The following is a 25,628-nucleotide window of genomic DNA, read 5'->3' as shown; positions in this document are numbered from 1 at the left end:
ATTCAGGGCTTGGGAGCCGGGTCCAGAATGAAGCGGGCGACATTGCCGCGCACCACGGATTGAAAGTCGAAGGGCTGACCACCGACCTGGATGCGGGTCGCGGCGGCATTGCCAATAATCAGGGAATAGGGCGGCTTGCCCCCCAGCAAATGCTGGTCGCCCTGGTCCATTTCGCCAATCAGGCCGTAATTCATGGTGCTGTCGCGGATGTCCACGGAGGTGGGCCCGGTAAAGGAGATCACCACGTCGAGCTTTTCCACGACCTGGGCCACGTCAGCCTCGGGCGGGCTTCGGGACGGACTGGCGGCGGGGGCCGCCGGGAGGTCTTTCTTAGGTGCGTTAGCGGCCGCGCCCGCCTCTTCCTCGATCACCGCCGTTTCCTCCTCCTGCGGCTCGTCCAGGGGCTCCATCGAGGACTCGTCCAGGGAGGTATCCGCGCCGGCTTCATCCTCGGCGGCCTCGTCCACCCGAGCCTGGGGCTGGGTCAGGCCATCCGGAACCGGCTTTTCCGCCACTGGGGGGCTGGTCGTGGCCTGAACCGCGGATCTTTGCAACCACCAGGCCAGCGCCAGAATGAGAACGAGAAGCAGGGCCGTGATGCCTGCCCAGAGGGATTCGTTAGCTCGGGGTTTCGAGGACCGGCTTGAGGGCTCGGTTGAGGGCCGGCTTGCCTGGCGCTCCGGCGCGACGGGGGGCGCGGTGGGTTTGCGCGCCGGCGGCGTGAGGGCGGCGCGATAGGCCTCCCCCAAGGCCTCCGGGTCCAGGTCCAGCAGGCGGGCATAGGACTTGACGTAGCCGACGACGAAGACCGCACCCGGCAGTCGCGGGTAATCCTCGTTCTCAATGGCCTTGACCCGTTCCGGTGTCAGGCGCAAGTCCCGGGCTACCTGGGTGAGGTCGAGACCCCGCCGCAGGCGGGCCTGGCGCAGACGTTGGCCAGGGCCTGGGGCGGGTTCGGCCCCGGTTGCCTCGACCGCATCCTCGTCGGGGCCTGGTTCGGATCGATCAGTCATCATGGCTCTCAAAGGGATTGAACTTCCGGAGCATCCGGATAATTTTCGCGCAGCAACTTCTCATACCGGCTGGCGGCCGGACGCGCGCCCAGGGCGCGCTCGATTCGCACCCCCAACAGCAGGGCCTTGGGGCCGCGCCCGCCCGCCGCGAGATAGCGCTCCAAATAAGACTTGGCGGAGGGGTTGCGACCCTGGGCATGCTCCAATTCCGCCATCTCGATCAGGGCCGGGGCGTAGCCAGAGTTGGCGGAGAGGGCGCGGCGCAGGGCCTGCTCCGCGACCCCGGCCTGGCCGGCGCGGCGGGCGCAGATGCCGGCACGGGTCTCGGCCATCCAGGGGGCATTAAAGAGGGGGTTGGCCAGGGCCTGCTGGTACTGGGCCGCCGCACCGGCGTAATCGCCTCGGTCGCAGAGGAAGTTACCCCACGCCATCAGCAGATAGGGATCATTCGGGGCCAGGCCCAGTGCGGTCCGGAAATGCTGTTCCGCCAGGTCCGGCTGCTTCAACTGCTGGTAGATGGTGGCGATGACATTGTGGGCCTGGGCATTATTGGGGTCTTGCTCCAGGGCCTTCTGGGCATTCTTGAGGGCCGGCTCGATTTCGCCCAGCCGGTAATACTCGGCGGCGATCTGGACGTAGAGTTCACCCGGGTCAGGCTGGGACGCATCGGATTTAACCCCCTTGTCACCCCCGCAAGCAGCCAGGAGGAGGCTCATGGCCAGGGCCACCCAGCCGCGCGACCGCTTCATGCAGCGCCTACCGGCAGGGGCCAAACCGGGGAGACCGGGGCGCGACGGCCGCGATCCCGCACCCGACCGACCAACTGGCCGCAGGCGGCGGAGATCTCATCACCCCGGGTCTTGCGAGTCGTGGTAAAGAGCCCAGAGCGGATCAAGCGGTCGCGGAAGGCGAGGATGCGCTCGCTGGGCGAGGTGCGATAGTCGCTGCCGGGGAAGGGGTTGAAGGGAATCAGGTTGACCTTGGAACGGGTTCCCTCCAGCAGGCGAATCAGTTGCTTGGCGTGGGTCGGGCTGTCATTGACGCCATCGAGCATGACGTATTCCCAGGTCACGCGCCGGCGCCGCTCGTCGCCGATATAATTACGGCAGGCGGGAATCAGCACCTCCAGGGGGTACTTCCGGTTGATGGGTACCAGCTCGTCCCGCAGGGCGTCGTTGGGGGCGTGCAGGGAGACCGCCAGGGAGACATCGCTGACCTCTGCCAGGCGATAGATATTGGGCACGATGCCCGAGGTACTGACCGTCACCCGCTGCTTGGCGGCCATGTAGGCCAGGTCGTCCTGCATGATGGAAAGGGCGGTGACCAGGTTATCGAAATTGGCCAGGGGCTCGCCCATGCCCATCAGCACCACATTGGAGGGCGGCACCCCGAGCCAGCGCGTGGCGTGCCAGACCTGGCCGATGATCTCCCCCGGGGTCAGGTTGCGGTTGAAGCCCTGCCGCGCCGTGGCGCAGAAACTACAGTTGAGGGCGCAGCCGACCTGAGAGGAGACGCAGAGGGTGTTGCGCCGCTCCTGGGGGATCAGCAAGGGGATCAGGACCGTCTCTACCCGCTGGCCATCCGCCAGTTCCATCATCCACTTGCGGGTGCCATCGGCGGAGGGCCATTCCTCGGCCAGGCGGGGCGGGCGGATCTCGGTGGTGTCGTGGAGCTGGGTCCGCAGCCCAAGGGACAGGTCCGTCATGGCCTCGAAATCCAGGACGCCGTGCTTGTGGATCCACTTGAAGAGGTTACGACCATTAAAGGCCTTGTGGCCCAGAGCCGTCACCAGTGCCTCGCAACCCTTCAAGTCCAGATCGAGCAGATTGGGGCGCGCGGTCGCCAGGCCACCGGGAAGCGGGGTAGCGGCAAGATGCGTCAAGGGAATGGAAATGACGGCCATGCGTGGCAATAGGGTCTGAATTGGGCTTATGAGTGGAGGGCCTAGGGCCAATCCCGCGCCCGATACCTGGGCCTGGGTGGTCCAGCAGGGCGGGGCGGACGGGAAATAAACCCATGGAGTAACGGCCAAAGTTTAACCAGTCCGGCGGCGGGTGGCAATCGGGCCGGACCCTTGAGGGACCCTGCCAATACCCCCCTTGCCGGATAAAGTTCGGGCCGCTAGACTCCAGCGTTCGGTGGTAAGCGGCGAGGACCCTCCCCCATGACCTGTTTTGATGTCTTCAACGGCGATGCCGACGGCCTCTGCGCCCTGCAACAACTGCGCCTGGAGGACCCACGTGACGCCGTCCTGGTGACCGGGGTCAAGCGGGATATCGGCCTCCTGGCGCGGGTGCCGGCCGAGGCCGGCGATGAGGTCTGGGCGCTGGACATCGCCTTGGAAAAAAACCGGCGGGCCCTGGATCGCCTGCTGGCGGCGGGCGCCCGGGTGCGTTATTTCGATCACCACTTCCCTGGCGAGATCCCCGAGCACCCCCTCCTTGAGGCCCACATCGACACCACCCCGGATCGCGGTACCAGCCTGCTGGTGGATGACTATCTGGGCGGTAGCCAGCGCGCCTGGGCGGTGGTGGGCACCTTTGGTGACAACTTCGACGAGTCCGCGCGCCGCGCCGCCGCGCCCCTGGGCCTGACCAGCGGCCAGATCGAGGCTCTGCGCGACCTGGGCATCTATCTGAATTACAATGGTTATGGCGCCGAGGTGGCCGACCTGCACTTCCCGCCGGACGCCCTCTTTCGCCGGCTGCGGCCTTACGCCAATCCCCTGGATTTCATCGCCATCGACCCGGCCTTTGGGCAACTGCGGGATGGCTTTAACGAGGACATGAGCCGGGCGCGGGCCGTCGCGCCCGAGTTCGAGGACCCTGGGCACCGGCTGCACCTCTTGCCGGCGGTGCCTTGGGCGCGGCGCGCTGGGGGTGTGCTGGCTAACGAACTGGCGCGGGCGGCCCCGGATCAGGCCCATGCCATGCTCACGCGCCTCCCGGCGGGCGGCTTCGTCATCAGCGTCCGGGCGCCCCTCACCCGGCTCCAGGGGGCGGATGATCTCTGCCGGGGCTTTCTCGGGGGCGGCGGGCGTCCGGCGGCGGCGGGCATCAACGAGCTGGCCGACAGCGACTACGATGCCTTTGTGGCGGCCTTTCTTGCCGCCTTTTGATCCGCTGGCACCTGAAGAGGGTTGAGGTTTGGGGTGATCGAACATCCTTGAGTTTTCGGCGGTTAGGGTCGGGTGACGGCGTCCCCCAACCACCGCCACCCGACCCTACTGGTCCGCGTCTTAGATGGACGGGCTCTGGGTCGTCAAAAGTCAGTAAGCACATCCTCGGCATTGGCGGCAGGCTCGCTGAACCGTCGAATCGTCAGGGCACAACGCTGCTCAATCAGGGCCACGATTCGCTCGACCACCCCACTGCCAGCAAAGCCGTGTCCCGGACTGGATTGGAGCTTGCGCGCAGTAGACAGCCAAGCGGGGGTGTAACGAAAATTCAGCCGCCCTTCGACCAGCGCCAAGGTGCCGATGCGGTCAGCGAACAGCCAGACCTCCAGTTCAGGCGCCATGGTCGTTGCCCTCACGTTGGTCTTCGGCGACCGTAGATGGCAAGCCGCTAAGTTGCAGCTCTCCACCCAAGGCATCGATGACCCGCAGCACGTTTTCCAGTCGCACCGTCGGCTTGCCTGCTTCAAGATCGACAATGAAACGTACGCCAACCCCTGCCGCCAGGCCTAACTGGGGTTGCGTCAGCCCGAGCTGTTTACGGGCAGCACGAAGTGCGGCGCCGAGTTGTTGAGGTGATCGAATGGATGTCATGGCCTACTCAATTTCCCGTTCGGGGCATTTTATGCCAGAACTTACCTCAGCCCTATATAAATTTCCCGATCGGGAATATTGAGAGTTATCTTGGCATGAGTTGTTCGCTAATTTCCCGATCAGGAATATCTTTGAGGTTTTGGCGGTAGGGTCGGGTGACGGCGGGTGGGGGACGCCGTAAATACGTCCCTGTAGGCTTGGCGACAGCATCCCTGCTGTCGACACCCCCACCCACCGCCACCCGACCCGGCTGGTCTGTGCCGAAGATGGGCGGGCTCTGGGTTTGGAAACCCCAGTCCGCTTGGGGCAGGATGCGGTGCTCAATGGGGGGATCTATCCGGGGAAGCCGTTAGCGTATCGAGCCGGGAATTAATCCTCACATCGTCCACCTTCACGCAAGGGCCCACCATCGAAGGGTCTTTATGGGTGACGTCGCATCAATCAGGCTTGAGTGGTGAGCTCGGTGACGAGGGCGGCGAGGAGGTTCGCGGCAGTGGCGCGGGAGGCGGCGAGTTGGGCTTCCAATTGGTCAACTTGGGCCATCAGTTGATCGACTTTGGCCACGATTCGGCGTTGTTCGGCGAGGGGGGGGAGGGCGAGAACTGTCGGGTAGACTTTGCCGCCTGAAATGACCGGTTGTGCGGTTGCGTTGTCCCGTTCGCGGAGGTCGGTGGCTTTAAGAAGCCAACTCAGGAAATTTATATCCATGTGGTCCTCATGGAATGTTGTGATGAACGCGTTGTCCGTGACCCACGCCCTTTCCGGCGTCACGTGAATGCTCCCGCAATAGAAACCCACTCGACCAATGACGAGAGTTCGTTTCGCCACATTGTGCGCGTCATGGTAGCCATTTACGCCGTTGCCGCCATAGACTGGAATTGGGCCGGCGTTCATATCCTTGGCAACTAAACCATCGCCCGAAGATATTCGCATGATTTGCCCAAAACGGCACCATGCCCAACCGATTGGTAGCGAAAACGGCGCCTCGTCATCCTCGATAGGCGGCAGTGGTTTTGGAGCGGATAGTTTCTTGGTCGCCACCAACCGATCAAAGAAGGAATGCGTCTCCCGAAGTATTGAGTCCGCCGGTTCGTCGTTGGGGTCTTGGGGGACGAGTTTGCCTTGGACGGCGAGGGTGAGGATGGATTTGCGGAGGTCGGCCGGGGTGATGGTATAGGACGGGTGGAAGAGGAACTGGAGGTTGGCCGGGGTGGGCGCGTAGGCGAAGCGAGCCAGCGAGGCACGGGCGAGCGCGGCGTGCCGCGTCTCCCGTTCCTGCTGCTGCGCCTCCAGCCGATCACACAACGCCATCAACTCATCCACCTTCGCCACGATCCGCTTCTGCTCGGCGAGGAGTGGGAGGGGAATTTCGAACTGTTCGATCATGCCCTTCGTCAGCGCCTGCCGTGTCGCACCAACCTGAATTTCATCGATCATCCGTTGCACCGACGGGCTCGCGAGGAACATCGAGAGAAACCTCGGTAGCAGTTCCTGCGTTGGGCGGATGATCGTGACATGTTGGTTGACTCTCGCCCCGGCCATCTCGCTCGGCGCGATTGTGACGCGGCCGATGGAGGCTCCGGTAATGTTCAGCAGCACGTCATTGGGCTTCACGACGACATTGGAAAGTTTTTCGGCCTGCTCATCGCTCAAGAACACGAGCCCGGCGCGGTCGAAGCCACGGAAGTGAACGTTCATCCAGCGAATCAACGGAATGCCCTCGCCGAAATAGGATTCGCGGCCACCCGCTGGAGTTGCACCGCTTCCGATCTTGGTCGCGAGCGACTTCAACGCGCGAGTTTCCCATTGGCCTTTGCGCGGCAGGAGACGACCTGTTGCCGCTAAGTCCAGCACCAACTCCCGCATCTTCGCTACCGCATCAGGCGCGTCGGCGAACAGATCGAACTTCTCGAAGAAAGTGTGAAGGTTGAAGGATGAAGGATGCGGGGATAAGGATGAGGGTTGAGGGGCGAGGGATGAGGTGGCGGCAGGATCGGCTTTCATACTTCAACCTTCATCCTTTCCTCGCCGTCCCACATGTCCCGGTAGGCGTGGACGTAGCCGGCGGTGGCGGCGGGGTTGATGGCGTAGTAGTAGCGGCAGAGGGCTTTGAAGAGAGCAAGGCCCTCCGGAATGCAGGCGCAGTCGAGCAGGTGATCCAGGGTGTGCTCGATTGCCTGAGCCTCCCGGACCTGGGATTGGATGAGGTCTTGGGCGATGGGAGTAAGCGCCGCGACTCGTTGCCGATGGAGATCGTTGAGCCTGGCCGCGAGGGCACTGATTTGTGCGAAGTCGGGGACCACAGGGGCGGTTGCAGGCTTGCGGACCCCTTTAGCCTTCATCGTCGATCTCCTTTCCGAGTTGTGTGAGGAAGGCTTCCATTTCCTGCTTCTTCGGCATCTCCACGGCGTAGCGGGAGACGAAAAGCTTGTTCGGCAGATCGCCGAGGGCGAATTCGACGAGGGCTTCGTTCTTGCGGGTGCAGAGGAGGATGCCGACTGGCGGCTGGTCGCCGGGCGTCATTTCGTGCTTCTTGTAGTAGGCGACGTAGGTGTTGAGCTGGCCGAGGTGCTCGTGAGAAAAGGCGGTGGTCTTCAACTCCACAAGGACGTGGCACTTGAGGACACGGTGGTAGAAGACGAGATCCACGAAGAAGTGCTCTTCGCCGATGAGGAGGCGCTTCTGCCGGGCTTCGAAGCAGAAGCCGTGGCCCATCTCCAGGAGAAACTCCTGCAAACGGTCGAGCAAGGCGTCCTCCAGGTCCGACTCGCCCATGGCGTCCTGCGCACGGAGACCGAGAAACTCGAAGACATAGGGATCGCGAATGATCTGGGCGGGCTGGAGCTTTTCCGCTTTGGCGTGCGCCATGGCGGAGAGCTTGGCTTTGTTCTTGGAAAGGCCGGTGCGCTCGTAGTACAGACTGTTGATTTGGCGGCGCAACTCGCGGACCGACCAGTTGCCGCGGATGCACTCGATCTCATAGAAACGGCGCTGGGTGTGGTCGGGGATCTGGATAAGCTCTGCGAGATGCGTGAAGGACAGACGGAAGATCAGTTCGGGATGGGCAGGGATCAATGGTGGAGTCACTGACTCCACCATTTGAGATTCGGGAGTCACTGTCTCCCGAATTTGGACTGGAAAAGATGGAGCAAGGGCCAGAAGGGGGCTCAACTCTGGTAGCAACAGAGATTGTGGAGTCAACGACCCCACAATCTCTGGATAAGTGAGGTAGAACTGCCGGAACCGATAAAGCTCACGGCGCTCGCAGCGCGCCCACCCTTGTTGCACCAGCCGTTCAGCGAGGGTGTCCATCAATTTGTCGCCATAGGTGGCCCGGTCCACCCCCTGACGCTCATACAATTCGATCTGCCGACCGATGAGCCAGTTCCGAAGGGTGAGGCCGAGGTTGACGGCTTTGATGGCAAATGTCTGCGCGTGTTGGTGGATCTGGACAATGACGGCCACCAGCGACTCGAAGTCGCCACTCAGTGCCGATCTGGCAGGTTTCCTTTTCATCGCGTCAGTGCCTCCATGAGCTGCGCCTTCAACTGTGCGCGGGTCTCCGCGACTTGCGCCAGCAGCCGTTCGTGCTCCGGCAGCAGGTGGTCCAGGTCGCCGGGGCCGGTGTCTGGTTGGTGGGGATTCTTGAGATCGAGGTTGAAGTTGCCGGCCTTGATCTGGTCGATGGAGACGCGCCAGGCCCGCTCGTTCTCGACGCGGGCGGCGAAGCCGCCCTCTTCCGTGCCCCACCAGGCGCGTTCGCCCGCGAACTCCTCGATGCGGATGGGCTTGCCCTTGTTGTAGCTCTTGGCGCCGGGCGGATAGGGGTGTTCGTAATACCAGACCGCCGTCGTCGGCCGGCCCTTGGTGAAGAAGAGGAGGTTGGTGCGGATGCCGGTGTAGGGATTGAAGACGCCGTTGGGCAGGCGGACGATGGTGTGCAGGTGGCAGTCGGTGAGCAGGGCCTCCTTGATGCGGGTCTTGACCCCTTCGCCGAAGAGGGTGCCGTCCGGCAGCACCAGGCCGGCGCGCCCGCCGGGCTTGAGGAGCTTCATCAGCAACACGAGGAAGAGATCGGCGGTCTCGCGGGTGCGGAACCCGGCGGGGAAGTTCGCCTCGATGCCGTCCTCCTCCATGCCGCCAAAGGGGGGATTGGTGACGATGAAGTCCACCCGCTCCCGCGGCCCCCAGTCCCGCAAGGGCCGGGCGAGGGTGTTGTCGTGGCGGACATTGGAGGGCACCTCGATGCCGTGCAGGAGGAGGTTGGTCATGCAGAGGACATGGGGCAGGTGCTTCTTTTCGATGCCGGCGAAGCAGTCCTGGATGCGGCGCTCGTCGGCCGCGGTCTTGGCCTGCTTGCGCAGGTGCTCGATGGCACAGGTGAGAAATCCGCCGGTACCACAGGCCGGGTCGAGGAGGGTCTCGCCGAGACGCGGGTCGACCTGCTCGACGATGAATTGGGTGACGGCGCGCGGGGTGTAGAACTCGCCAGCGTTGCCGGCGGATTGCAGGTCCTTCAGCAGCTTCTCGTAGATGTCGCCGAACAGGTGGCGGTCGTCGGAGGCGTTGAAGTCGATGCCGTTGATCTTGTTGATGACCTGCCGCATCAGGGTGCCGTTTTTCATGTAGTTGTTGGCGTCCTCGAAGCTCATGCGGATGAGCCCGGCGATCTTGTCGCCACCGCCGGTCAGGGCCTTGAGCCTGGGGAGCAGGCTGTTGTTGACGAAGTCGAGCAGGGCGTCGCCGGTGATGCCCTCGTCGTCCGCCGCCCAACTGGACCAACGCAACCGCTCGGGTAAGGGCGAGCGGTAGTCGTCGCGCAACAGCTCCAGCTCCTTCTCGCGGTCGTCGAAGATCTTGAGGAAGAACATCCAGCCGAGTTGTTCGAGCCGCTGCGCGTCGCCGTAGGTGCCGGAGTCCTTGCGCATGATGTCCTGGATGGTCTTGACGAGGTTGGAGACATTCGGCATGGGCTAGGCGGCCTTCTGGTACAGGGCGGTTTCGAGTTGGCGCACGGCGGCGAGATAGGCGCTCTTGCCGCCGAAGAGCTTGACGATCTCCACCGGGGTGCCCAGGGTGGGCAGCGGGTCCACCTTGAGGATCTCCAGGGACTCGACGCTGCGGAGGCCGGCGTCGGCGTATTTCTGGAGCAGGGCCTCGAGGACGGCGCGGGCCTGGTCGCCGTAGGCGGCGAAGATGTTGCGCTTGCGCACCTTGTCGGCCCGCTCCCGGCGCGTCAGGGGTGGCTGGTCGAAGGCGACATGGCAGACCAGATCGAAGGCGTCGTAGTCGCGGCCCACCTGCTCGGCCAACTCGTCGAGCAGGACACCCTTGTCGGCCAGCTCCTCCAGGATGGCCAGTTTGCGGTCGGCGTCGTTCCAGGCGTTGAGAAAGGCATCCAGTGAGGTGTAGGCCTTGCGCAGGGTCTGGCGGGAATAGTCCCGGAGTGACTCGGTAATGAGCCGGCCGTCGGCGTCAAGATACTGGACGCGCTCGGTGACGACGCGGACCGTGACATCGTCCACATAGTAGCGCTTGACGCCGGGGCCAGGCGGCTCTTGGTCGCCATCGAAGGGATCCGCGTCGCCCTCGGCGCCGATCTCACCCTCCCCGGCTTGCGGGTCATCCTCGGGTGGGATGAGCGGCTGATCGGGACCTGGCTCGTAGATCTGGACAGGATCGCCGTCGAAGTCCGGGTCGGCAAAGAGCGCCGTGGCCCCCCGGAAATCCAGGATGGTGAAAAACAGCTTGTTGTAGTCCTCGTTGATGCGGGTGCCGCGCCCGATGATCTGCTTGAACTCGGTCATGGACCTGATCTGTTTGTCGAGCACGATCAGGCGACAAGTCTGGGCATCCACGCCGGTGGACATGAGTTGGGAGGTCACGGCGATGACCGGAAAGGTGGATTCCGGATCGATGAAGTTGTCGAGCTGGGCCTTGCCCTCGTCGTTGTCACCGGTGATGCGCATCACGTACCGGCTGTTGGCGGCGGCCAGATCCTGGTTGGCATTGACCAGGGCCTGGCGCATGCGCTCCGCATGGTCGATGTTCTGGCAGAAGACGATGGTCTTGGCGAAGCGATCCGTCGCCTTAAGAAACTCGGTGATCTTGGCGGCGACTAGGAGGGTACGCTGTTCGAGTATCAGGTTACGGTCGTAGTCGCTGTCGTTGTATTCGCGGTCCTCGATGGCATGACCAAATTTGTCGATCTGCCCCAACACCGGGCGCCAGCCGTTCAGGTCCCGATCCAGCCCGATCCGCACCACCTTATAGGGCGCCAGAAAGCCGTCCGCGATGCCCTGCCGCAGGGAGTAGCTGTAGAGGGGCTCGCCGAAGTAGTCGCTGTTGGAGACGTCCTTGGTTTCCTTGGGGGTGGCCGTCATACCGATCTGGGTGGCCGCGGCGAAGTAGTCGAGCACCTTGCGCCAGGCGGCATCGTCCGCGGCGCTGCCCCGGTGACATTCATCGATAAAGACCAGATCAAAGAAGTCCGGGGAGAACTGCTGGTAGATGTTCTGCTCCTCCTCGGTGCCGGTCACCGCCTGATAGAGGCAGAGATAGATCTCGAAGGCCTTGTCCACCCGGCGGTGGGTGATCTTGGTCAGGGCCTGACCGAAGGGCTTGAAGTCGTTGGTCTTGGTCTGGTCGGCCAGGATGTTGCGATCCACCAGGAAGAGGATGCGTTGCTTGGCGCCCGATCGCCACAACCGCCAGATGATCTGAAAGGCGGTGTAGGTCTTGCCCGTACCCGTGGCCATGACCAGCAGGATGCGGCCCAGGCCCCGCGCGATCGCCTCTACCGTGCGATTGATGGCGATGAGCTGGTAATAGCGGGGCGTCTTACCCGAGCCGTCATCAAAATAATCCTGAGTAGCGACGAGGGCTTGGGATCCAACCAACCCCTTGGACTGGCAGTAGCGCGTCCAGAGCTCTGCGGGGGAGGGAAATTGATCCAGCGGTATCTCGCGGGTCACGGCCCCGCTAGTCACCGTGCGGTCATGCTCCAGGAAGGCGTCGCCGTTGGTACTGTAAACGAAGGGGATATCCAGCATTTCGGCGCAATCCAGCGCTTGCGGCATGCCGTCGCCAACGGCGTGGTTGTTGTCCTTCGCCTCGATGAGGGCCAGGGGGATGTTGGGCTTGTAAACCAGGATGTAGTCGGCCCTGCGGGCGACGCCACGCCGCACCGATTTCCCGCGAACGATGACCCGGCCCTTGGTGAAATAGACCTCCTCGCGCACCTGCGTCATGAGGTCCCATTTATCCCCGTTCGCGCCGACCAGCGCGGGCGTGATGAACTTGGTGCGAATGTCTGCTTCGGTCAGCGCCTTCTTGTTCATCGGTCCATCTCATGTCGACCTGCTGCGTCCAACAAGGACGATGCCTTTCCCTTTGTGCGTCGCAAGGCATTGATCGTCGTTCCGCCAAGGTATGCGCGTTCCCAGGGACGGCCGGAACAAGGATCAAGGCCCGTCGCAACGGGGTAACCGTGAGCCATCAGGGGGCAATCGGCACAACTGATCTCAGCCGCTGACGGATCTGCTGGTAGACGGCGACCGGCACGTCCTCGCCGACCTCAATGGTCACGACCAGGGCGTAGTCGATCGCATCGTCCAAGCCCTGCGCGTCCTCCCGGCAGTTGACCTGAATCCTCACGACATCGCCGTCAGCTAAGGCGCGGGCCTTCTCGCCCTCGAACACCTCGTGTTGGACCGTGCCGCGCTTGACGGAATCGTCGTCATAGCCGTTCTGGCCACGGGCTACGCCGATCAAATCGCTGGCGTCGGTGCCGAACCAAAGCTGGGCATTTCGGTAGCGCTGTTGGTTGGCCACTATGGGTGTGAACCAAGCGAGGGTAATGGTCAGGCGGCGAAGGCCGCTGGTGCCGCTGAGGTCCGCAGGCAAGGGCAGCGCGAAGGCATGGGCCTCGGCGCTGGTCAGGGACCCAAATCCGAGCAGGGTGGCCCGCCGCTCGGTACATCCCAGGGCGCGCTCCGGATCGACGAGTCCGTAGCCGAGGAAGCGGCCGGTCAGTTCCTTGATCTTGTGCCCGCCTACCTCCGGCTTGAAGAGACCACGCATCCGCTCACCCGCCTCGGCCCAGCGCGCCCCGTGAACCAGCAGCGCCTTGAGAAGCACGGCGTCGTACCGCGACTGTAATGCGGGGCCGTCGGACCGGGATCTCAGGGCTTCCAGCATCTCGAACAGTTGCGCCCCCAAACGGGTAGCAAGGGCGGCGGCGTTGCTGGTTCCCCGAAACCAGAGCGTCTTGTCCAATTCGCCAGCCACTGAACTGGGGACTGCGGTCTTCTGCCCCGGCGGCCCGTAGGTCTGTAGGGGGACGAGCCGAATGTCCTGGGAGCCCGTGCCTACAGCCTCTTCGTAGATCTGCCGTCCGCCAGGCATCAGGATCTCCGGCTTGAGTGCCCGCCGGAATCCGAGGCCGTTGGCGCTGATTGGGCTTGCCAAGGACCGCGTCGGGAACGGATCGCAGTGGTAGGTCGCGTGAGGGCCTTGCGAACAGGTGTCCGCATGGGCGGCCCCGACGGTCAGGGCATTGATGGACTCGGCGGGTGACAGGATGCGGCGGTTGCGGGCGTTTGCCTTGAGCGCGCTCAGTATGGCCGCCTCGCGGGCCTGTGCGTCAACATTGGACCAGGCGGTCCTCGACAGGTCTAGGGCTATGGCGTCTGCGTGGTTGCCGGCGCTCACGATGAAAAGCACCCCGTACTTGAACGAGAGCCAGTCGAGTAACCGAGCCCAGGGGCTCAGGCTATGAAGGAAGGCCCGGGAAGGGTCGCCGACGGAGAGGTTGACGATGCGAATCTCAGGGGCCTGGGCCTCGGTGCCGCCTTCGCCCTCAAAGAGCCGGCGTACGGCCCGGTGAATCAGGTCGACTGGAAGAACGCCCTCCGGGATGTGCTCTGCGGAGTTACGGGCGTTGACCTGGGGGACCAGGATGGGCCGGCAGTAGACGCGGCGGGCTAGCGGTAACTCGGCCGCGTCCAGCTCGCCATGGACGATGAGCGACGCCATGGAGGTCCCGTGCATCCGGTGCTGTGCTGGGGCGTCGGACTCATAGCTGTCCGGGTCGTCGATGATCAACCGGTCTTTCAGAAGCGTGTGGCCGACCAGGGGGACGCCATCGAACAGCGCCACGACGGGCGGCAGTGCCGGATTAGGCCGTTCCGTTGGTTGTATTGCGGCCTCCCCCGCCTCCCCCGCCTCCGGCGCGAGGATCAAGGGGACGGCGCATTGTCCAACCGGCCGGAGAAGCCAGACATCATTGCAGCGTAGGAGATCGATATTGCGGTCTTCGTCGAGCAGGAGCGACGCGGCCCCGGCGGGGATCTCCCCAATGACCGCGTGGTAGCGGATGTCGGCGAGTTGAAACCGGGTCGCCACCGTCCCGCCCAGGTCGCTGATCAACCGGCCGACCTCGGCCTCGGCCAAGGCGCGCCGTTCCGCGGTCTGCCTGTACCAAAGCTCGGCCTCGAAGGGCATGGTTCCCTCGCCAGCGCCGATGCGCTCCGCGAGGTCCTCCAGTACCCCGGTCTCCCGCAGCCGGTCCTCGATACCCCAGGGTCGGATATCGACGATCAGGGGGAAAATGTCCCGCCAAGCCGTCTCGCCATAGGGCCAGACCGCGTTGGGGTCATCCCGCCACCGGCGCCACCGGTTCAGTAGTTCGTCGAGTGCTCGGCGATCAGTCATGGTGAGAAAGAGGCGCCCGCGATAGGGCTTGTCCTGAGGCTGGCCCTTGGCGTTGAGCGGGTAGATGGTTTCGCTGGGGTCAAGGTCTATCTCGTCCTCGGCGAGCCATTCGAGACCGATCGCCCTGGCGGCGGCCACGAAGTTGTTCGGATCGGTGGCAAGCTCGATGACCAGTGCCATCTCCGGCTCAATCCCTGCTGCGCTTGCCCGGAGGCGGATGCGCTCGGCTGCGAGGGCCTGTTCGAGACGGGTCAGCTTGGGATCGAGATAGGCGGCGACCGCCTGCCGCGAGCGGGGACTGAACCTTGGGCGACCAAAGCGACCAGATGGCTTTGTCGCCGGCACAGGATGTTGAAAGAGGAGAAGCGGCAGGCGATCTCCGTTGCTCATGAATCCTCTGTCCGGTCTGTTGCCAGCGCTGGTTCGCCAAGCTTGACGGTAAACCGCTGCTGCCAAGCCTCAAGCCTGGTTTGTACGATCCGTTTCAGGTTGCTGTCGGGCAGCGCCAAGACATGTCGGCGCAGCACGTCCTCGCCGAACTGTTCCGCCTCGGCGAAGCTCAAACCTTTGAGCCGCATCGCGAGCGAACGGGGTGGCCAACCCAGTGGCTCGCCCAGACGATCCTGAAAGCGGCGAAACCACTCTTCGAGCGTGGCCTGGTTCGGCGGCGGTAGCTCCAGGCGCAACTGGAAACGGCGCCAGACCGCACGGTCGAGCAACTCCGGGTGGTTGCTGGCGACGACGGTCACAACATGGCTTGGCAGGGCATCGATCTGCATCAAGAGGGTACTGACGACGCGCTTGATCTCCCCGGTCTCGTGGGTATCGCCCCGTTCCTTGCCCAAGGTATCGAACTCGTCGAAGAACAAGACACAGCGCCGGCTCGCGACATGTTCGAACACCCGACGCAGGCGCTGGGAAGTCTCGCCGAGGAAGCTACCAATGACCGCCTCGTAGCGAACGACGTACAGCGGCACCATGAGGGCGTCTGCAAGGGCCTCAGCCAACGTGGTCTTACCGTTGCCTGGAGGCCCGGCCAGCAGCACCCGATGCCGAGGTTCTAGGTTGTAGGTCCGCAGTAAGTCGGTGCGGTGGTGCTCTTCGACGAGTTCGCCGCAGGCGATGCGCGCCACATTGGGCAGGACCAGGGAGGCTAACGACCGCCTCGGTACGATCTCGTGCAGCAGTTCGGCGGCCTTCTCGTCGGGGACCGCAAGTCCGAGCGGCTTGCGGCCGTTGCCGTTGAGGTTCAGACCCTGCACCAGCCGGTCGGCGAGCAGAGAATGGTTCTTCGCCCGCTCCTCGGCTGCCATGGATTCGACAAGACGCGCGAAGGCGCCCCGATCACCCCGGGTGCCGGCCTTGACCAGATCGACAATCAGATCGGCGCGTGGCATCAACTCTCTAGACCATAAGAAGACTATTCGCAGCGGCGAGGCAGATGGGAACCGCATGACTGCTCGGCCTCGCTGCCGTGCGGCCCGCAACACGGTGCGGCAGGCCTGGGTCCTTGGGAACCTCGCTCCCGCGTACGGACAGGAAAATCCACCAGCCTAGACCGGTATGGCCCCGATATTAGCCTTACCAAGGACCATGGGCAAGGATGTTGGTAGCTGATTCTCCCCTGGTTGCGCTCCTTACTCGTCGAGGAAATCCGTCGGCGCCACGGCCCCAGGTTAGGGGGCCGGCTTTAATGGCGCAGGTTCGTCAAAACCGGCGGCGGGCAAGGCTGGAGCGGCGGACGGAGGGGCCTGCCGCGAGGACTGGATGGGGGCCGGTGCCGGCCTGGCCGGTTGCTTGGTGGGCTTGAAGGGGGCCTGGACCTGCTCCACCGTATCGGTGGTGGCCCCCTTGGCGGCCTCCCATTTCTCCTGAGTATAGGACTGGGTCGCCTCCCAACCCTGGGTGGTAAAGTCCTTCGTCGCCTGCCAACCCCGCTGGGTATGCGCCTGGGTCGCCTCCCAGACGCTGCTGGACTGCTGCTTGGTGGCCTCCCAGCCCTGGGTGGCGGTTTCGGTGGTGGCCGAACCCACGGCGCCGGCGGCCTCCTGCACCTGGGCACCAGCCTTGGACCAGAGGCTGGGGCTGGCACTCGCCTTCGTCTCGGACCCGGACTGGGCCAGCAGGGGTGAAAAGGCCAGGGCCAGGCCCGCACCCAGGAACGCGTGATGGAATCTCATGGACTTTACCTCCTGATCGCAATAAATTTCAGTCTTGGTGGGCCCGCCTAGCGCCGCCAGCCCGCCAGCAATTCCAGGCACTGGCGATTCATTGCCCAGGCCCGCTCCAGGCTGTCGGCCTCGGTGTAGGCACGCAGTTCGGGGGCGTTGCCGGAGGGGCGCAGATGGGCGATCTCGCCGCTGGCGAAGGTGATGCGCACGCCATCGGTGTTATCGATGGCGTCCACGGACCCGAATCGCCCCCCGAACAGGGCCTCCGCCGCCTGGAGGTCACCCTGGATATCCCCGCTGGTCAGGGCACCCAGATGCTCCCGACTGAGGGCCGTCGGAAAGTCCTTGAGACGATCGCTGGCCGTGAAGCGAGGGGGCAGGCTCGCGGCCAGGGCGGAGAGGGTGATGCCCTGCTCCTGGGCCGCGAGCAAGAGGGCGATGGCGACCAGGAGGGCGTCCCGGGTGGGCAGGGCCGGCAAGCGACGACCCGCCATCATCAGATCGGTGGCGGTGAGGAAGCCGCCATTGGCCTCGTAACCCACGACGGTCGTCAAGCCCTCCGCCACCAGCGCCGTCATGCGGGTAATGACGTAGGGCGAGCCGATGCGCGTGCGCCGAATGGCCGAAAACCAGCCGCTCTTCTCCAGGGCGGTGTTGCAGCTTACCGGGGTCGCCACGCCATCGGCGCCCAAATAGCGGGCACAGAGAATACCCGTGACATCGCCACGCAGCCATTCACCCCGCTCGTCGGACACCAGGGGCCGGTCGCCATCGCCATCCGTGGAGACCAGGGCCTGGTACTGGCCGCTGGCCGCCCATTGCCGGCCCAGGATGACATCCTCGGGGCGGATGGCCTCGGTATCGACGGGGATGAAGACCTCGGAGCGGCCCAGCCGGTCCACCTGGGCCCCCAATCCGGTGAGGACCTCGAAAAAAGGCATCGCGGGCGACGCTGGAGTGTTCGTAGAGGCCGATACTCAAGCCAGCCAGGCAGCCCGCCGGGAAGAAGTCCAGATAGCGGGCCACGTAAGCCTGGTAACCGGCGGCATCCTCCGGAGGCAGTTTCGGTACCGCGCCGGGAACCCAGGCGCCATCCGCCGCGAAAAGGCTACCGGGCAACTCGACCACCTGGGCGCGGATGCCGGCCTCGTCCTCCTTCATGATCTCCCCGGTCGGCAGATTGAACTTGATGCCGTTGCGATCATCGGGGATGTGGCTGCCGGTGACCATGAGGCTCGGCATCCCCTGGGCCATGCCGAAGGCGGCGACGGCCGGGCTGGGGATGCGACCGACATAGCGCGGCCGGTAACCCAGATCGCCCACCGCCTGGGCGCAAGCGGCCAGGATGCGGCCGGTGCTGGGGCGATAGTCCCCCGCCAGGGCCACCTCGCCGCCCGGTTGGAGCGCGCCGCTGGCAGCGACATACTGGAGGAAGCCGAGCGTATAGGCGTAACAGACGCGGTCCGTCATCTCCACCGCCAGTCCCCGTGCCCCGCTGGTGCCGAACTGGACCCCGCTTTGGACCATCAGATCCCCGATTTGCATCCTCCGTCTCCTGGCTGAGATTGATCCTGAGAGGCCCCGTGCCTGGCTCACGGCCGCAAGCCCTTGGCATCCCCCGGGGCGAGATTCTATAAGTTTGGATGGGCCGGCGTCAGGGTGGCGATCAAAATTGTTGGGCCCAGGGACAAGGCTCCCGGCCCTGCGCGGGGTTAGAGTCTGCCAGCATCAAGGTGGCGGGGTCCAGCAACCCCAGGCCCACAACCTCAGGCGCCGGGGTGGGGCCATGTCCCGGTAGCCAGGGCCCGGGGCACCGCAATTCCACTCGGGAGGGGACGACAAGCCGGGCAACGAATACTAGAATGCAAGAGTCCCTGTGCCCATCCATGTCGGATCGGTCGGGCGCCACGCATTACCAAAATCCCAGGAGGAACTAACCCATGCACGACAAGACCCCCTATCTGCTGTTCGCCTCGGCCGCGGCCCTGAGCTTAGCCCTGAGCCAGGCAGCCATGGCGCAGACCGCCGCCGCCCCCGCCGCTCAAGCCCCGGCGGTGGTCGCACCCCCCGCCCCCCTGGTTGCGGAAGCCGCCCCCGCACCGGTCCCGCCCGCCCCCGCGGCGGCCGCGGCCCCCAGCCCGGCCCCGGTAGCCGCGGCCGAGGCACCGGCTGGCGCCGAAGCAGCCCGCGCCACCGCGGCGGCCCATGCCGATGCCGCCGCCAAGCGGATGGAGGAGCGCCGCGCCGAAATGATGGCCAAGCGCAAACAGCGCTACGAGGAACTCCGCAAGCGCGCCGAGGCGGCGGGCCTGAATCTGCCCGAGTCGCCACCCTGGGACGAGGCGGGCTTCACGCCCCCCGAGATGCCCGAAATGCCCGAGATGCCAGCCTGGGCCAGCCCCCCCGGCATGGAAGGCCTGGATCAGGAGTGGATGGCTCGCCACGAGCAGGCCATGCAGGCCATGCGTGAGCGCGCCAAACAGCGCGCCTCCGCCGAGGGTCCGGATCAGGCCCCTTGGAACATGGAAACCGCCGAGGAGCATCGCGCCCAGATGGAAAAGATGCGCAATGCCACCCCCGAGGAGCGGGCGGCCCTGCGTGACCAGCACTGGGCCGAGATGCGCGAGCGAGCCGCCGCCAAAGGTATAACCATGCCCGAGACGCCGCCCTGGAAGGAGGCCGAGCAGCGCCGCGAGGCCAGAAAGGCGCAGTGGGAGAGCTACCGCAAGATCATCGACCAGATGACCGAGGAGCAGCGCGAAGCCGCCCAGGCCCTGTTTGGCCAGCCGCCCATGCCCCCCATGGGTCGCGAAATGAGCCCGCCCATGCCCTATGGTCAGGATTTTGGCGCCCCGCCGGCCAGGCCCTACCCGCCCGCTAACCCCGGATTTGGTGGCCCCGGCTACCAAGGCCCGGGCCAGCCCATGCCCTGGTCGGGCGGCTATCCCGCCCAAATGCCAGCGCCCATGATGATGCCCAACAGCGGTTATAACCGCTGGTAGCCACCGGCTTGGATAGTCACCCGGAAGGGTCTGGCTCCCCCTGGAGCCAGACCCTTCCGGGGCACATTAAAACGATAACGGGGACACCACGGGGAGAGCTTTCATTATGAAGATTATCCGCAATCTGCTGGCCCTGATCGGGTTAGCCAGCCTGATCGGCCTCGGCTACGCCTATGTACGGCTGGCGCCGGCCCTGTCCGAGTTCGACAGCGATTTCCCTCGCGTCTATGGCGAAATGGGCCAGCGTCTGCTGGAGACGGGCGACCCGGGCGTCGCCATGATGTGGGCCGTGCAGGTGGAAGAGGGCCTGACTCCGGAAGAGGTAATCGAATCCCTCAAGAGCCTCGCCACCAGTCGCAATTTCCTGTTTGTCGGCGAATCTCCCTTCTACAAACAGATCAAGGCCATCACCGGGGAAGACTACCGCTACGTCAACTTCCTGTCCTTCTGCGACGCCGGGGTGGGCAAGCTGATGCTGGAATACCGCGACCAATACAGTGGCTTCATGCCCTGCCGCATCGCCCTGGTCGAGGACAAGCAGGGGCGTCTCTGGCTCTATTCCATGAATCTGGAGCTCATGATCCATGGGGGTAAGGCCCTGCCACCGGATCTCAAGGCGGCGGCCCAGCGGGTCAGCACCACCATCCAAGAGATGATGCGGGGGGCGGCCAAGGGCGAGTTCTGATGGCGTCTTCGGGATATACCTGAGTTTTCGGTTGCCTGGGCCGGGTGGTGTCTGGCGAGGGGGGTGCCGTGAATACGTCCCTGTAGGCTTGGCGACAGCATCCCTGCTGTCGACACCCCCGCCAGCCTCCACCCAGCCCTCCTGCACTATGCCGGTGAGTGACCAGCGCCGTGGGTATACATCCGGAGCCAGGGGGGCGGGGCAGGGCAAAGGCGAGGGGCGCGGCGGGGAGCTTAGCCCGCCACGCCTAACCATTGGTCGAGCACCTCATGCACCGGCTCGACCCCCTGGCGATCGAAGGAGGAGAATCGCTCGACGCGGATGCGCTCGCCTTCCTTCGCTACCGCCCGCCGCACCAGGTCCAACTGGGCCATGCCAGCCCCCCGCTTGAGCTTATCGCTCTTCGTCAGAAGCAATAGCAGAGGCAAACTCGTCTCGCGGCTCCAATCCAGCATCCGCAGGTCAAAGTCCGTCAGGGGATGGCGGATATCCATGACCACCACCAGGCCAATCAGGGATTGACGATGTCGCAGGTAATCGGCCATCAGATCCTGCCACTGGAGCTTGATGGCCTCCGAGACCCGGGCGTACCCGTAACCAGGCAGATCCACCAGGCGGCGGCCCTCGCCGGTTGCAAAGAAGACGATCTGCTGGGTGCGCCCCGGGGTCTTACTGGTGCGCGCCAACTGGCGCTGATCGCAAAGGGTGTTGATGGCGCTGGACTTGCCGGCATTGGAACGGCCGGCAAAGGCCACTTCGCGCCCCGTGTCCTCCGGGGCCTGATCCAGGCGGGCCACGGCGCGGAGAAAGGCGGCCTGTCGATAAAGGGTATTCATACGCCCGGGGTCCCGGCCAGGGCCTGGTCGTCGCGACACCAATGGCCCGACCTGCCGCCCGACTTCTCCACCAGTCGCACCGATTCGATACTCATGCCCTTATCCACCGCCTTACACATGTCATAAATCGTCAGGAGGGCGACCTGGACCGCGCACAGGGCCTCCATTTCCACGCCGGTCTGGCCCAGGGTCTCGACCTGGGCGCGGCAGCGCACCCGGGCGGTCTCTCGCTCCGGCTCCAGATCGACCCGAATGTGGGTCAGGGCCAGGGGGTGACAGAGGGGCACCAGATCGGCGGTGCGTTTGGCCCCCATGATGCCGGCCACGCGGGCGATGCCCAGCACGTCCCCCTTCTGGTGACCCCCGGCCAGAATCAGCTCCAGGGTCGCGGGCAGGAGGCGTATCCAGCCCTCCGCGATGGCGCGGCGGCGGGTCGCGTCCTTGGCGCCCACATCGACCATGTGCGCCTCGCCAGCCTCGGTGAAGTGGGTCAGTCCCGTCATGGCTGGAGTTGCGATCATGCCACCGCGGGGGCGTAAGCCCGGCGCTCCAGGGACTTATCGAGTTCGTGGGCCTCGCATTCCAGGGTCTCGAGATCGACCAGGAACCAGGTGGCCGCGGATCGACCCACGCCGCCAACCGTCCCGGGATTGAGCAGCAGGGTCTGGCCGCCCTTCAGATGGGGCAGCCACTGCTGGAGGGGATGGTGGCTGTGGCCGCAGCAGACCAGGTCCCAATCGCCCGTGGCCGCGAGGGCGCGGGCATAGTGGGGATAATGGACAAGGAAGATGCGCCGGCCGCCGAGTTCGATGCCCGCGTCCATGCCGTGATATTCCACGACACTATTAGGGTCCGCCGCCAGGCGCCCCAGGGTAAACATGTCGCCGGTGTTATTGCCATGGATGGTATGCACCGGCAGGCCATATTTCTCCAGGCAGCGCAGGGTACTGGGGGCAACCACGTCGCCACAATGCAGCACCACCTCGGCCCCCAGGGACTTGGCCTCGGCGACGGCGGCGTCCAGCAAGGGGATATGGTCGTGGCTATCGGAGAGGAGACAGATTTTCATGGAGAGCGGCTTCCAGCCTGAATGAGCGGTGAGGGGCGAGCCGGGAGGGGGAGTCGGCACCCCTAAGCCGACGGGGCACCCGACTCGCCGGGCTCCTCTTCCCGAGGGAAGGGGAGCGGGCCGTACCTAGAAGTTGGGCTTCTTGGGCGCGTCCTCGTACATCTTGATACTGGCCATGATTTCGGCCTTGGCCTCGTCAGCGCCACCCCAACCGGCGATGCGTACCCACTTACCCTCGTCCAGATCCTTGTAATGTTGAAAGAAATGGGAGATCTGATCAAGAACGACCTCGGGCAGGTCGCGAAAGTCCTGGACGGAGCGGTATTGGCGAGACACCTTGTCGGTAGGTACGGCGAGGATCTTGGCGTCGTCACCGGACTCGTCGGTCATTTTCAGCACGCCAACCGGGCGGCACTTGATGACGGAACCGGGGATCAGGGGGTAGCTGGTCAAAACCAGGACATCCACCGGATCGCCGTCGTTGGACAGGGTGTGGGGCACATAGCCGTAGTTACAGGGGTAGTGCATGGCCGTGTTCATGAAGCGATCCACGAACATGGCGCCGGTTTCCTTATCCAGCTCGTACTTTACGGGGTCCGAGTGAGACGGGATCTCGATGATGACGTTGATCTCGTTGGGGACGTGATCGCCCGAGTTGACTCTGTCCAGATTCATTATGGTTCTCCGCGGGCGCCACACCTCGGCGCCACCAACAAAAAAGGGGCCGACGCACCCGCGTCGGCCCCTTGAATTGTCCTGCATCGCGGCGCCGGGCGCAAACCCCGGCGCCGGTCCTGGTCACCGCCAGGAACGGCGAGGGCGCCGGTGTGGACCGGCGCCCACCTCCCGTCAGAGTACGGGTACGATCAGCAGGGCGACGATGTTGATGATCTTGATCAGCGGGTTGATCGCCGGACCCGCGGTGTCCTTGTAGGGGTCGCCAACGGTATCGCCGGTCACGGCCGCCTTGTGGGCCTCGGAACCCTTACCACCCAGATTGCCATCCTCGATGTACTTCTTGGCGTTATCCCAGGCACCGCCGCCCGTGGTCATGGAGATAGCCACGAAGAGACCGGTGACGATGGTACCGATCAGCAGCCCACCCAGGGCCTCCTTGCCGAGCGTAAAGCCGACCACCACGGGGATCAGCACCGGCAGCAGGGAGGGCACGATCATCTCGCGGATGGCGGACTTGGTGAGCATGTCCACCGCCTTGGAGTAATCCGGCTTCTGGGTGTAGTCCATGATGCCGGGCATCTCGCGGAACTGACGACGCACCTCATTGACGATACCACCCGCGGCGCGACCCACCGCCTCCATGGCCATGGCGCCGAAGAGGTAAGGCACCATGCCGCCAATCAGCAGGCCGATAATGACCATGTGATTACTGAGACTGAAGTTCAGATGGGCGGTACCGGTGGGATCCAGGGCATGGGTGTAATCGGCAAACAGCACCAGGGCGGCCAGACCGGCGGAGCCGATGGCGTAGCCCTTGGTCACGGCCTTGGTGGTATTGCCAACGGCGTCGAGGGGGTCCGTGATGTTGCGGATCTTCTCGTCCAGGCCCGCCATCTCGGCGATACCGCCCGCGTTGTCGGTGATGGGGCCATAGGCGTCCAGGGCGACGATGATACCGGTCATGGAGAGCATGGAGGTGGCGGCGATGGCAATGCCATAGAGTCCCGCCAGCTCGTAGGCGCCCCAGATGCTGGCGCAGACGGCGAGCACGGGGGCCGCGGTGGATTTCATGGAGATGCCCAGGCCGGCGATGATGTTGGTGCCATGGCCGGTGGTGGAGGCCTCGGCAATGTGGCGCACCGGGGCATACTCGGTGGCCGTGTAATACTCGGTGATGATGACCATCAGCGCCGTCAGGACGATACCGATGACGGCGGCGCCATAAAGAGCCATGTTGGAGTATTCAGCGTTAGCGCCAGCGGGATTGATCCACCAGGTGACCGGGATAAAGAGCGCCAGGGCCACGGCGCCCGCGACACCCAGACCCTTGTAGAGGGCGATCATGATCTTAGTATCGCCCTCCTTCGTCTCGACGAAGAAGGTGCCGACGATGGAAGCAAGGATGGCGACGCCCCCCAGGGCCAGGGGATAAATCACGGCGGAAGTGCCCGCGCCCACCAGCAGGGAACCCAGCAGCATGGTGGCGACCACCGTCACGGCATAGGTCTCGAACAGGTCGGCGGCCATGCCGGCGCAGTCGCCGACGTTATCGCCCACGTTGTCGGCGATGACCGCCGGATTGCGTGGGTCATCCTCCGGGATGCCAGCCTCGACCTTACCCACCAGGTCCGCGCCCACGTCGGCGCCCTTGGTGAAGATACCACCGCCCAAACGGGCGAAGATGGAGATGAGGGAGCCGCCAAAACCCAGACCGACCAGGGCGTGCAGGATCACGTCCTCCTTCACCCCCTGGCTGGATAAAAAGCCGTAGTAGCCGGCGACGCCCAGCAGACCCAGACCCACCACGAGCAGGCCCGTGATGGCGCCACCGCGGAAGGCCACCTGGAGGGCGGCGTTCAGACCATCATTGGCCGCCTGGGCGGTGCGAACATTGGCGCGCACCGAGATATTCATACCGATGTAGCCCGCCGCCCCGGATAGCACGGCACCGATGACGAAGCCGATAGCGGTGTAGGAATCCAAAAGGAAAAAGAGGATGACTGCCAGGACAGCGCCAACGAGGCCGATAGTGGCGTATTGGCGGTTGAGATAGGCCTGGGCGCCTTCCTGGACGGCGGCGGCGATCTCACGCATGCGATCGTTGCCATCGGGAAGCGCCAGGATCCACTTCACGGACCAGACGCCGTAGGCGAGCGCCAGGAAGCCGCAAAGCAGCGCAAAAGTCGTACCTGCTGACATTCGGAGTTACTCCTCATTTAGATTGGGGTGAAAATTATAGGAATTTATCCAGGTTCGGCGAGAAGGCATCGGGTTAACCTCCTCCGCGACGCGATTCAAGCACAGAAACCCGCCGACGTCACGAACCCGTCATGATTTTCTCGTTTCTGGCTACGATCGAGGGTTCCTGGCCCTCTTCTCAACGTCCGACGCGGCTGAAGTCGGTGCCGGGCTTGAGCCCAAAGCGGGACTCCAGTTCGAACTCTAGGATCAAGCCATCCGCCGCCGCCCGGCCATGCTCCCGCTGGATTTCCCCGAGCAGGAGTCGCACCGCGTTGCGATTGTAACCGCTCCCGAATCCCAGTTGTTCGGTAATGATCTCGCGAGCACGCATCAGGGTCATGGCGACGGCTACCAGGTGAAAAAAGCATTTTCCTATCGGGAACAGCCCCCTGCCCCGGGGGCCCTGGCCAACCACCGCGCGGCACGACGACCCCCTGGGGACCGCCGGCC

The 25,628-nt window shown here is 64.4% G+C and carries 22 protein-coding genes and 1 pseudogene; 3 read left to right on the top strand and 20 right to left on the bottom strand.

The annotated features are described in order from the left end of the window. Positions 1 to 2: 2 nt before the first annotated feature. Genes IPN92_03850 through rlmN form a run of 3 tightly spaced genes read right to left on the bottom strand, consistent with a single transcriptional unit; the run spans position 3 to position 2,916 of the window. Entirely contained in the window at positions 3 to 1,016 is a 1,014-nt protein-coding gene (locus IPN92_03850) for a DUF4115 domain-containing protein (protein ID MBK8637444.1), read from the bottom strand. Positions 1,017 to 1,021: 5 nt separating this feature from the next. Further along, on the bottom strand, positions 1,022 to 1,762 hold the full coding sequence (pilW, locus tag IPN92_03845) for a type IV pilus biogenesis/stability protein PilW (protein ID MBK8637443.1): 741 nt from the start codon (positions 1,760 to 1,762) through the stop codon (positions 1,022 to 1,024). Continuing rightward, complete coding sequence (gene rlmN, locus IPN92_03840) at positions 1,759 to 2,916, bottom strand: 23S rRNA (adenine(2503)-C(2))-methyltransferase RlmN (protein ID MBK8637442.1); 1,158 nt, start codon at positions 2,914 to 2,916, stop codon at positions 1,759 to 1,761. Before rlmN ends, pilW begins: the two co-directional genes overlap by 4 nt. A gap of 261 nt (positions 2,917 to 3,177) precedes the next feature. Between rlmN and IPN92_03835 the strand changes: the two genes are divergently transcribed. After that, entirely contained in the window at positions 3,178 to 4,131 is a 954-nt protein-coding gene (locus tag IPN92_03835; GenBank protein ID MBK8637441.1) for an acetyltransferase, read from the top strand. Between the two features lie 143 nt (positions 4,132 to 4,274). Here IPN92_03835 and IPN92_03830 read toward each other — a convergent pair whose 3' ends face one another. From IPN92_03830 to IPN92_03780, 11 genes and pseudogenes are all read right to left on the bottom strand, one after another. Continuing rightward, positions 4,275 to 4,532, bottom strand: coding sequence for a hypothetical protein (locus IPN92_03830; protein MBK8637440.1), 258 nt, complete (start codon positions 4,530 to 4,532; stop codon positions 4,275 to 4,277). Beyond that, positions 4,522 to 4,782 (bottom strand): helix-turn-helix transcriptional regulator, encoded by a 261-nt coding sequence (locus IPN92_03825; GenBank protein ID MBK8637439.1) that lies wholly within the window; start codon positions 4,780 to 4,782, stop codon positions 4,522 to 4,524. The genes IPN92_03830 and IPN92_03825 overlap by 11 nt, the downstream gene beginning before the upstream one ends. Positions 4,783 to 5,223: 441 nt before the next feature. Beyond that, a complete protein-coding gene (locus IPN92_03820; GenBank protein ID MBK8637438.1) occupies positions 5,224 to 6,648 on the bottom strand; it encodes a restriction endonuclease subunit S in 1,425 nt (474 codons plus the stop codon). Positions 6,649 to 6,782: 134 nt separating this feature from the next. Then, positions 6,783 to 7,124, bottom strand: coding sequence for a hypothetical protein (locus IPN92_03815; protein ID MBK8637437.1), 342 nt, complete (start codon positions 7,122 to 7,124; stop codon positions 6,783 to 6,785). Next, positions 7,114 to 8,298, bottom strand: coding sequence for a DUF1016 family protein (locus IPN92_03810; protein ID MBK8637436.1), 1,185 nt, complete (start codon positions 8,296 to 8,298; stop codon positions 7,114 to 7,116). The genes IPN92_03815 and IPN92_03810 overlap by 11 nt, the downstream gene beginning before the upstream one ends. Further along, complete coding sequence (locus IPN92_03805) at positions 8,295 to 9,752, bottom strand: SAM-dependent DNA methyltransferase (GenBank protein ID MBK8637435.1); 1,458 nt, start codon at positions 9,750 to 9,752, stop codon at positions 8,295 to 8,297. The genes IPN92_03810 and IPN92_03805 overlap by 4 nt, the downstream gene beginning before the upstream one ends. Before the next feature lie 3 nt (positions 9,753 to 9,755). Further along, positions 9,756 to 12,122 (bottom strand): DEAD/DEAH box helicase family protein, encoded by a 2,367-nt coding sequence (locus IPN92_03800; GenBank protein ID MBK8637434.1) that lies wholly within the window; start codon positions 12,120 to 12,122, stop codon positions 9,756 to 9,758. A 157-nt stretch (positions 12,123 to 12,279) separates the two neighbouring features. Beyond that, positions 12,280 to 14,886, bottom strand: coding sequence for a S8 family peptidase (locus tag IPN92_03795; GenBank protein ID MBK8637433.1), 2,607 nt, complete (start codon positions 14,884 to 14,886; stop codon positions 12,280 to 12,282). Further along, on the bottom strand, positions 14,883 to 15,893 hold the full coding sequence (locus tag IPN92_03790; GenBank protein ID MBK8637432.1) for an AAA family ATPase: 1,011 nt from the start codon (positions 15,891 to 15,893) through the stop codon (positions 14,883 to 14,885). Before IPN92_03790 ends, IPN92_03795 begins: the two co-directional genes overlap by 4 nt. A 279-nt stretch (positions 15,894 to 16,172) precedes the next feature. Continuing rightward, entirely contained in the window at positions 16,173 to 16,676 is a 504-nt protein-coding gene (locus tag IPN92_03785; protein MBK8637431.1) for a hypothetical protein, read from the bottom strand. 47 nt (positions 16,677 to 16,723) lie between these two features. Beyond that, positions 16,724 to 18,212: pseudogene (locus tag IPN92_03780) on the bottom strand (phosphomannomutase). Between the two features lie 395 nt (positions 18,213 to 18,607). Here IPN92_03780 and IPN92_03775 point away from each other — a divergent pair. Further along, positions 18,608 to 19,669 (top strand): hypothetical protein, encoded by a 1,062-nt coding sequence (locus IPN92_03775; protein MBK8637430.1) that lies wholly within the window; start codon positions 18,608 to 18,610, stop codon positions 19,667 to 19,669. 106 nt (positions 19,670 to 19,775) lie between these two features. Next, positions 19,776 to 20,354 carry a DUF302 domain-containing protein gene (locus IPN92_03770; protein ID MBK8637429.1) on the top strand — a complete coding sequence of 193 codons (579 nt, stop codon included), beginning with the start codon at positions 19,776 to 19,778 and terminating at the stop codon, positions 20,352 to 20,354. Between the two features lie 233 nt (positions 20,355 to 20,587). Here IPN92_03770 and IPN92_03765 read toward each other — a convergent pair whose 3' ends face one another. The 6 genes from IPN92_03765 to IPN92_03740 all read right to left on the bottom strand — a co-directional run bounded on the left by IPN92_03765 (position 20,588) and on the right by IPN92_03740 (position 25,518). After that, a complete protein-coding gene (locus tag IPN92_03765; protein MBK8637428.1) occupies positions 20,588 to 21,190 on the bottom strand; it encodes a YihA family ribosome biogenesis GTP-binding protein in 603 nt (200 codons plus the stop codon). Continuing rightward, positions 21,187 to 21,693: a cyclic pyranopterin monophosphate synthase MoaC gene (moaC, locus tag IPN92_03760; GenBank protein MBK8637427.1), complete on the bottom strand. Its 507-nt coding sequence runs from the start codon at positions 21,691 to 21,693 to the stop codon at positions 21,187 to 21,189. Before moaC ends, IPN92_03765 begins: the two co-directional genes overlap by 4 nt. A 14-nt stretch (positions 21,694 to 21,707) precedes the next feature. Beyond that, a complete protein-coding gene (locus tag IPN92_03755) occupies positions 21,708 to 22,259 on the bottom strand; it encodes a metallophosphoesterase family protein (GenBank protein ID MBK8637426.1) in 552 nt (183 codons plus the stop codon). 126 nt (positions 22,260 to 22,385) lie between these two features. Next, positions 22,386 to 22,934: an inorganic diphosphatase gene (gene ppa, locus IPN92_03750; GenBank protein MBK8637425.1), complete on the bottom strand. Its 549-nt coding sequence runs from the start codon at positions 22,932 to 22,934 to the stop codon at positions 22,386 to 22,388. A gap of 174 nt (positions 22,935 to 23,108) precedes the next feature. After that, entirely contained in the window at positions 23,109 to 25,136 is a 2,028-nt protein-coding gene (locus tag IPN92_03745) for a sodium-translocating pyrophosphatase (GenBank protein ID MBK8637424.1), read from the bottom strand. 178 nt (positions 25,137 to 25,314) lie between these two features. Further along, complete coding sequence (locus IPN92_03740; protein MBK8637423.1) at positions 25,315 to 25,518, bottom strand: hypothetical protein; 204 nt, start codon at positions 25,516 to 25,518, stop codon at positions 25,315 to 25,317. Positions 25,519 to 25,628: the final 110 nt, after the last annotated feature.

This window comes from Chromatiaceae bacterium (assembly GCA_016714645.1).
Classification (GTDB): Bacteria; Pseudomonadota; Gammaproteobacteria; order Chromatiales; family Chromatiaceae; genus M0108.
This window is presented reverse-complemented; position numbering and strand designations above follow the sequence as displayed.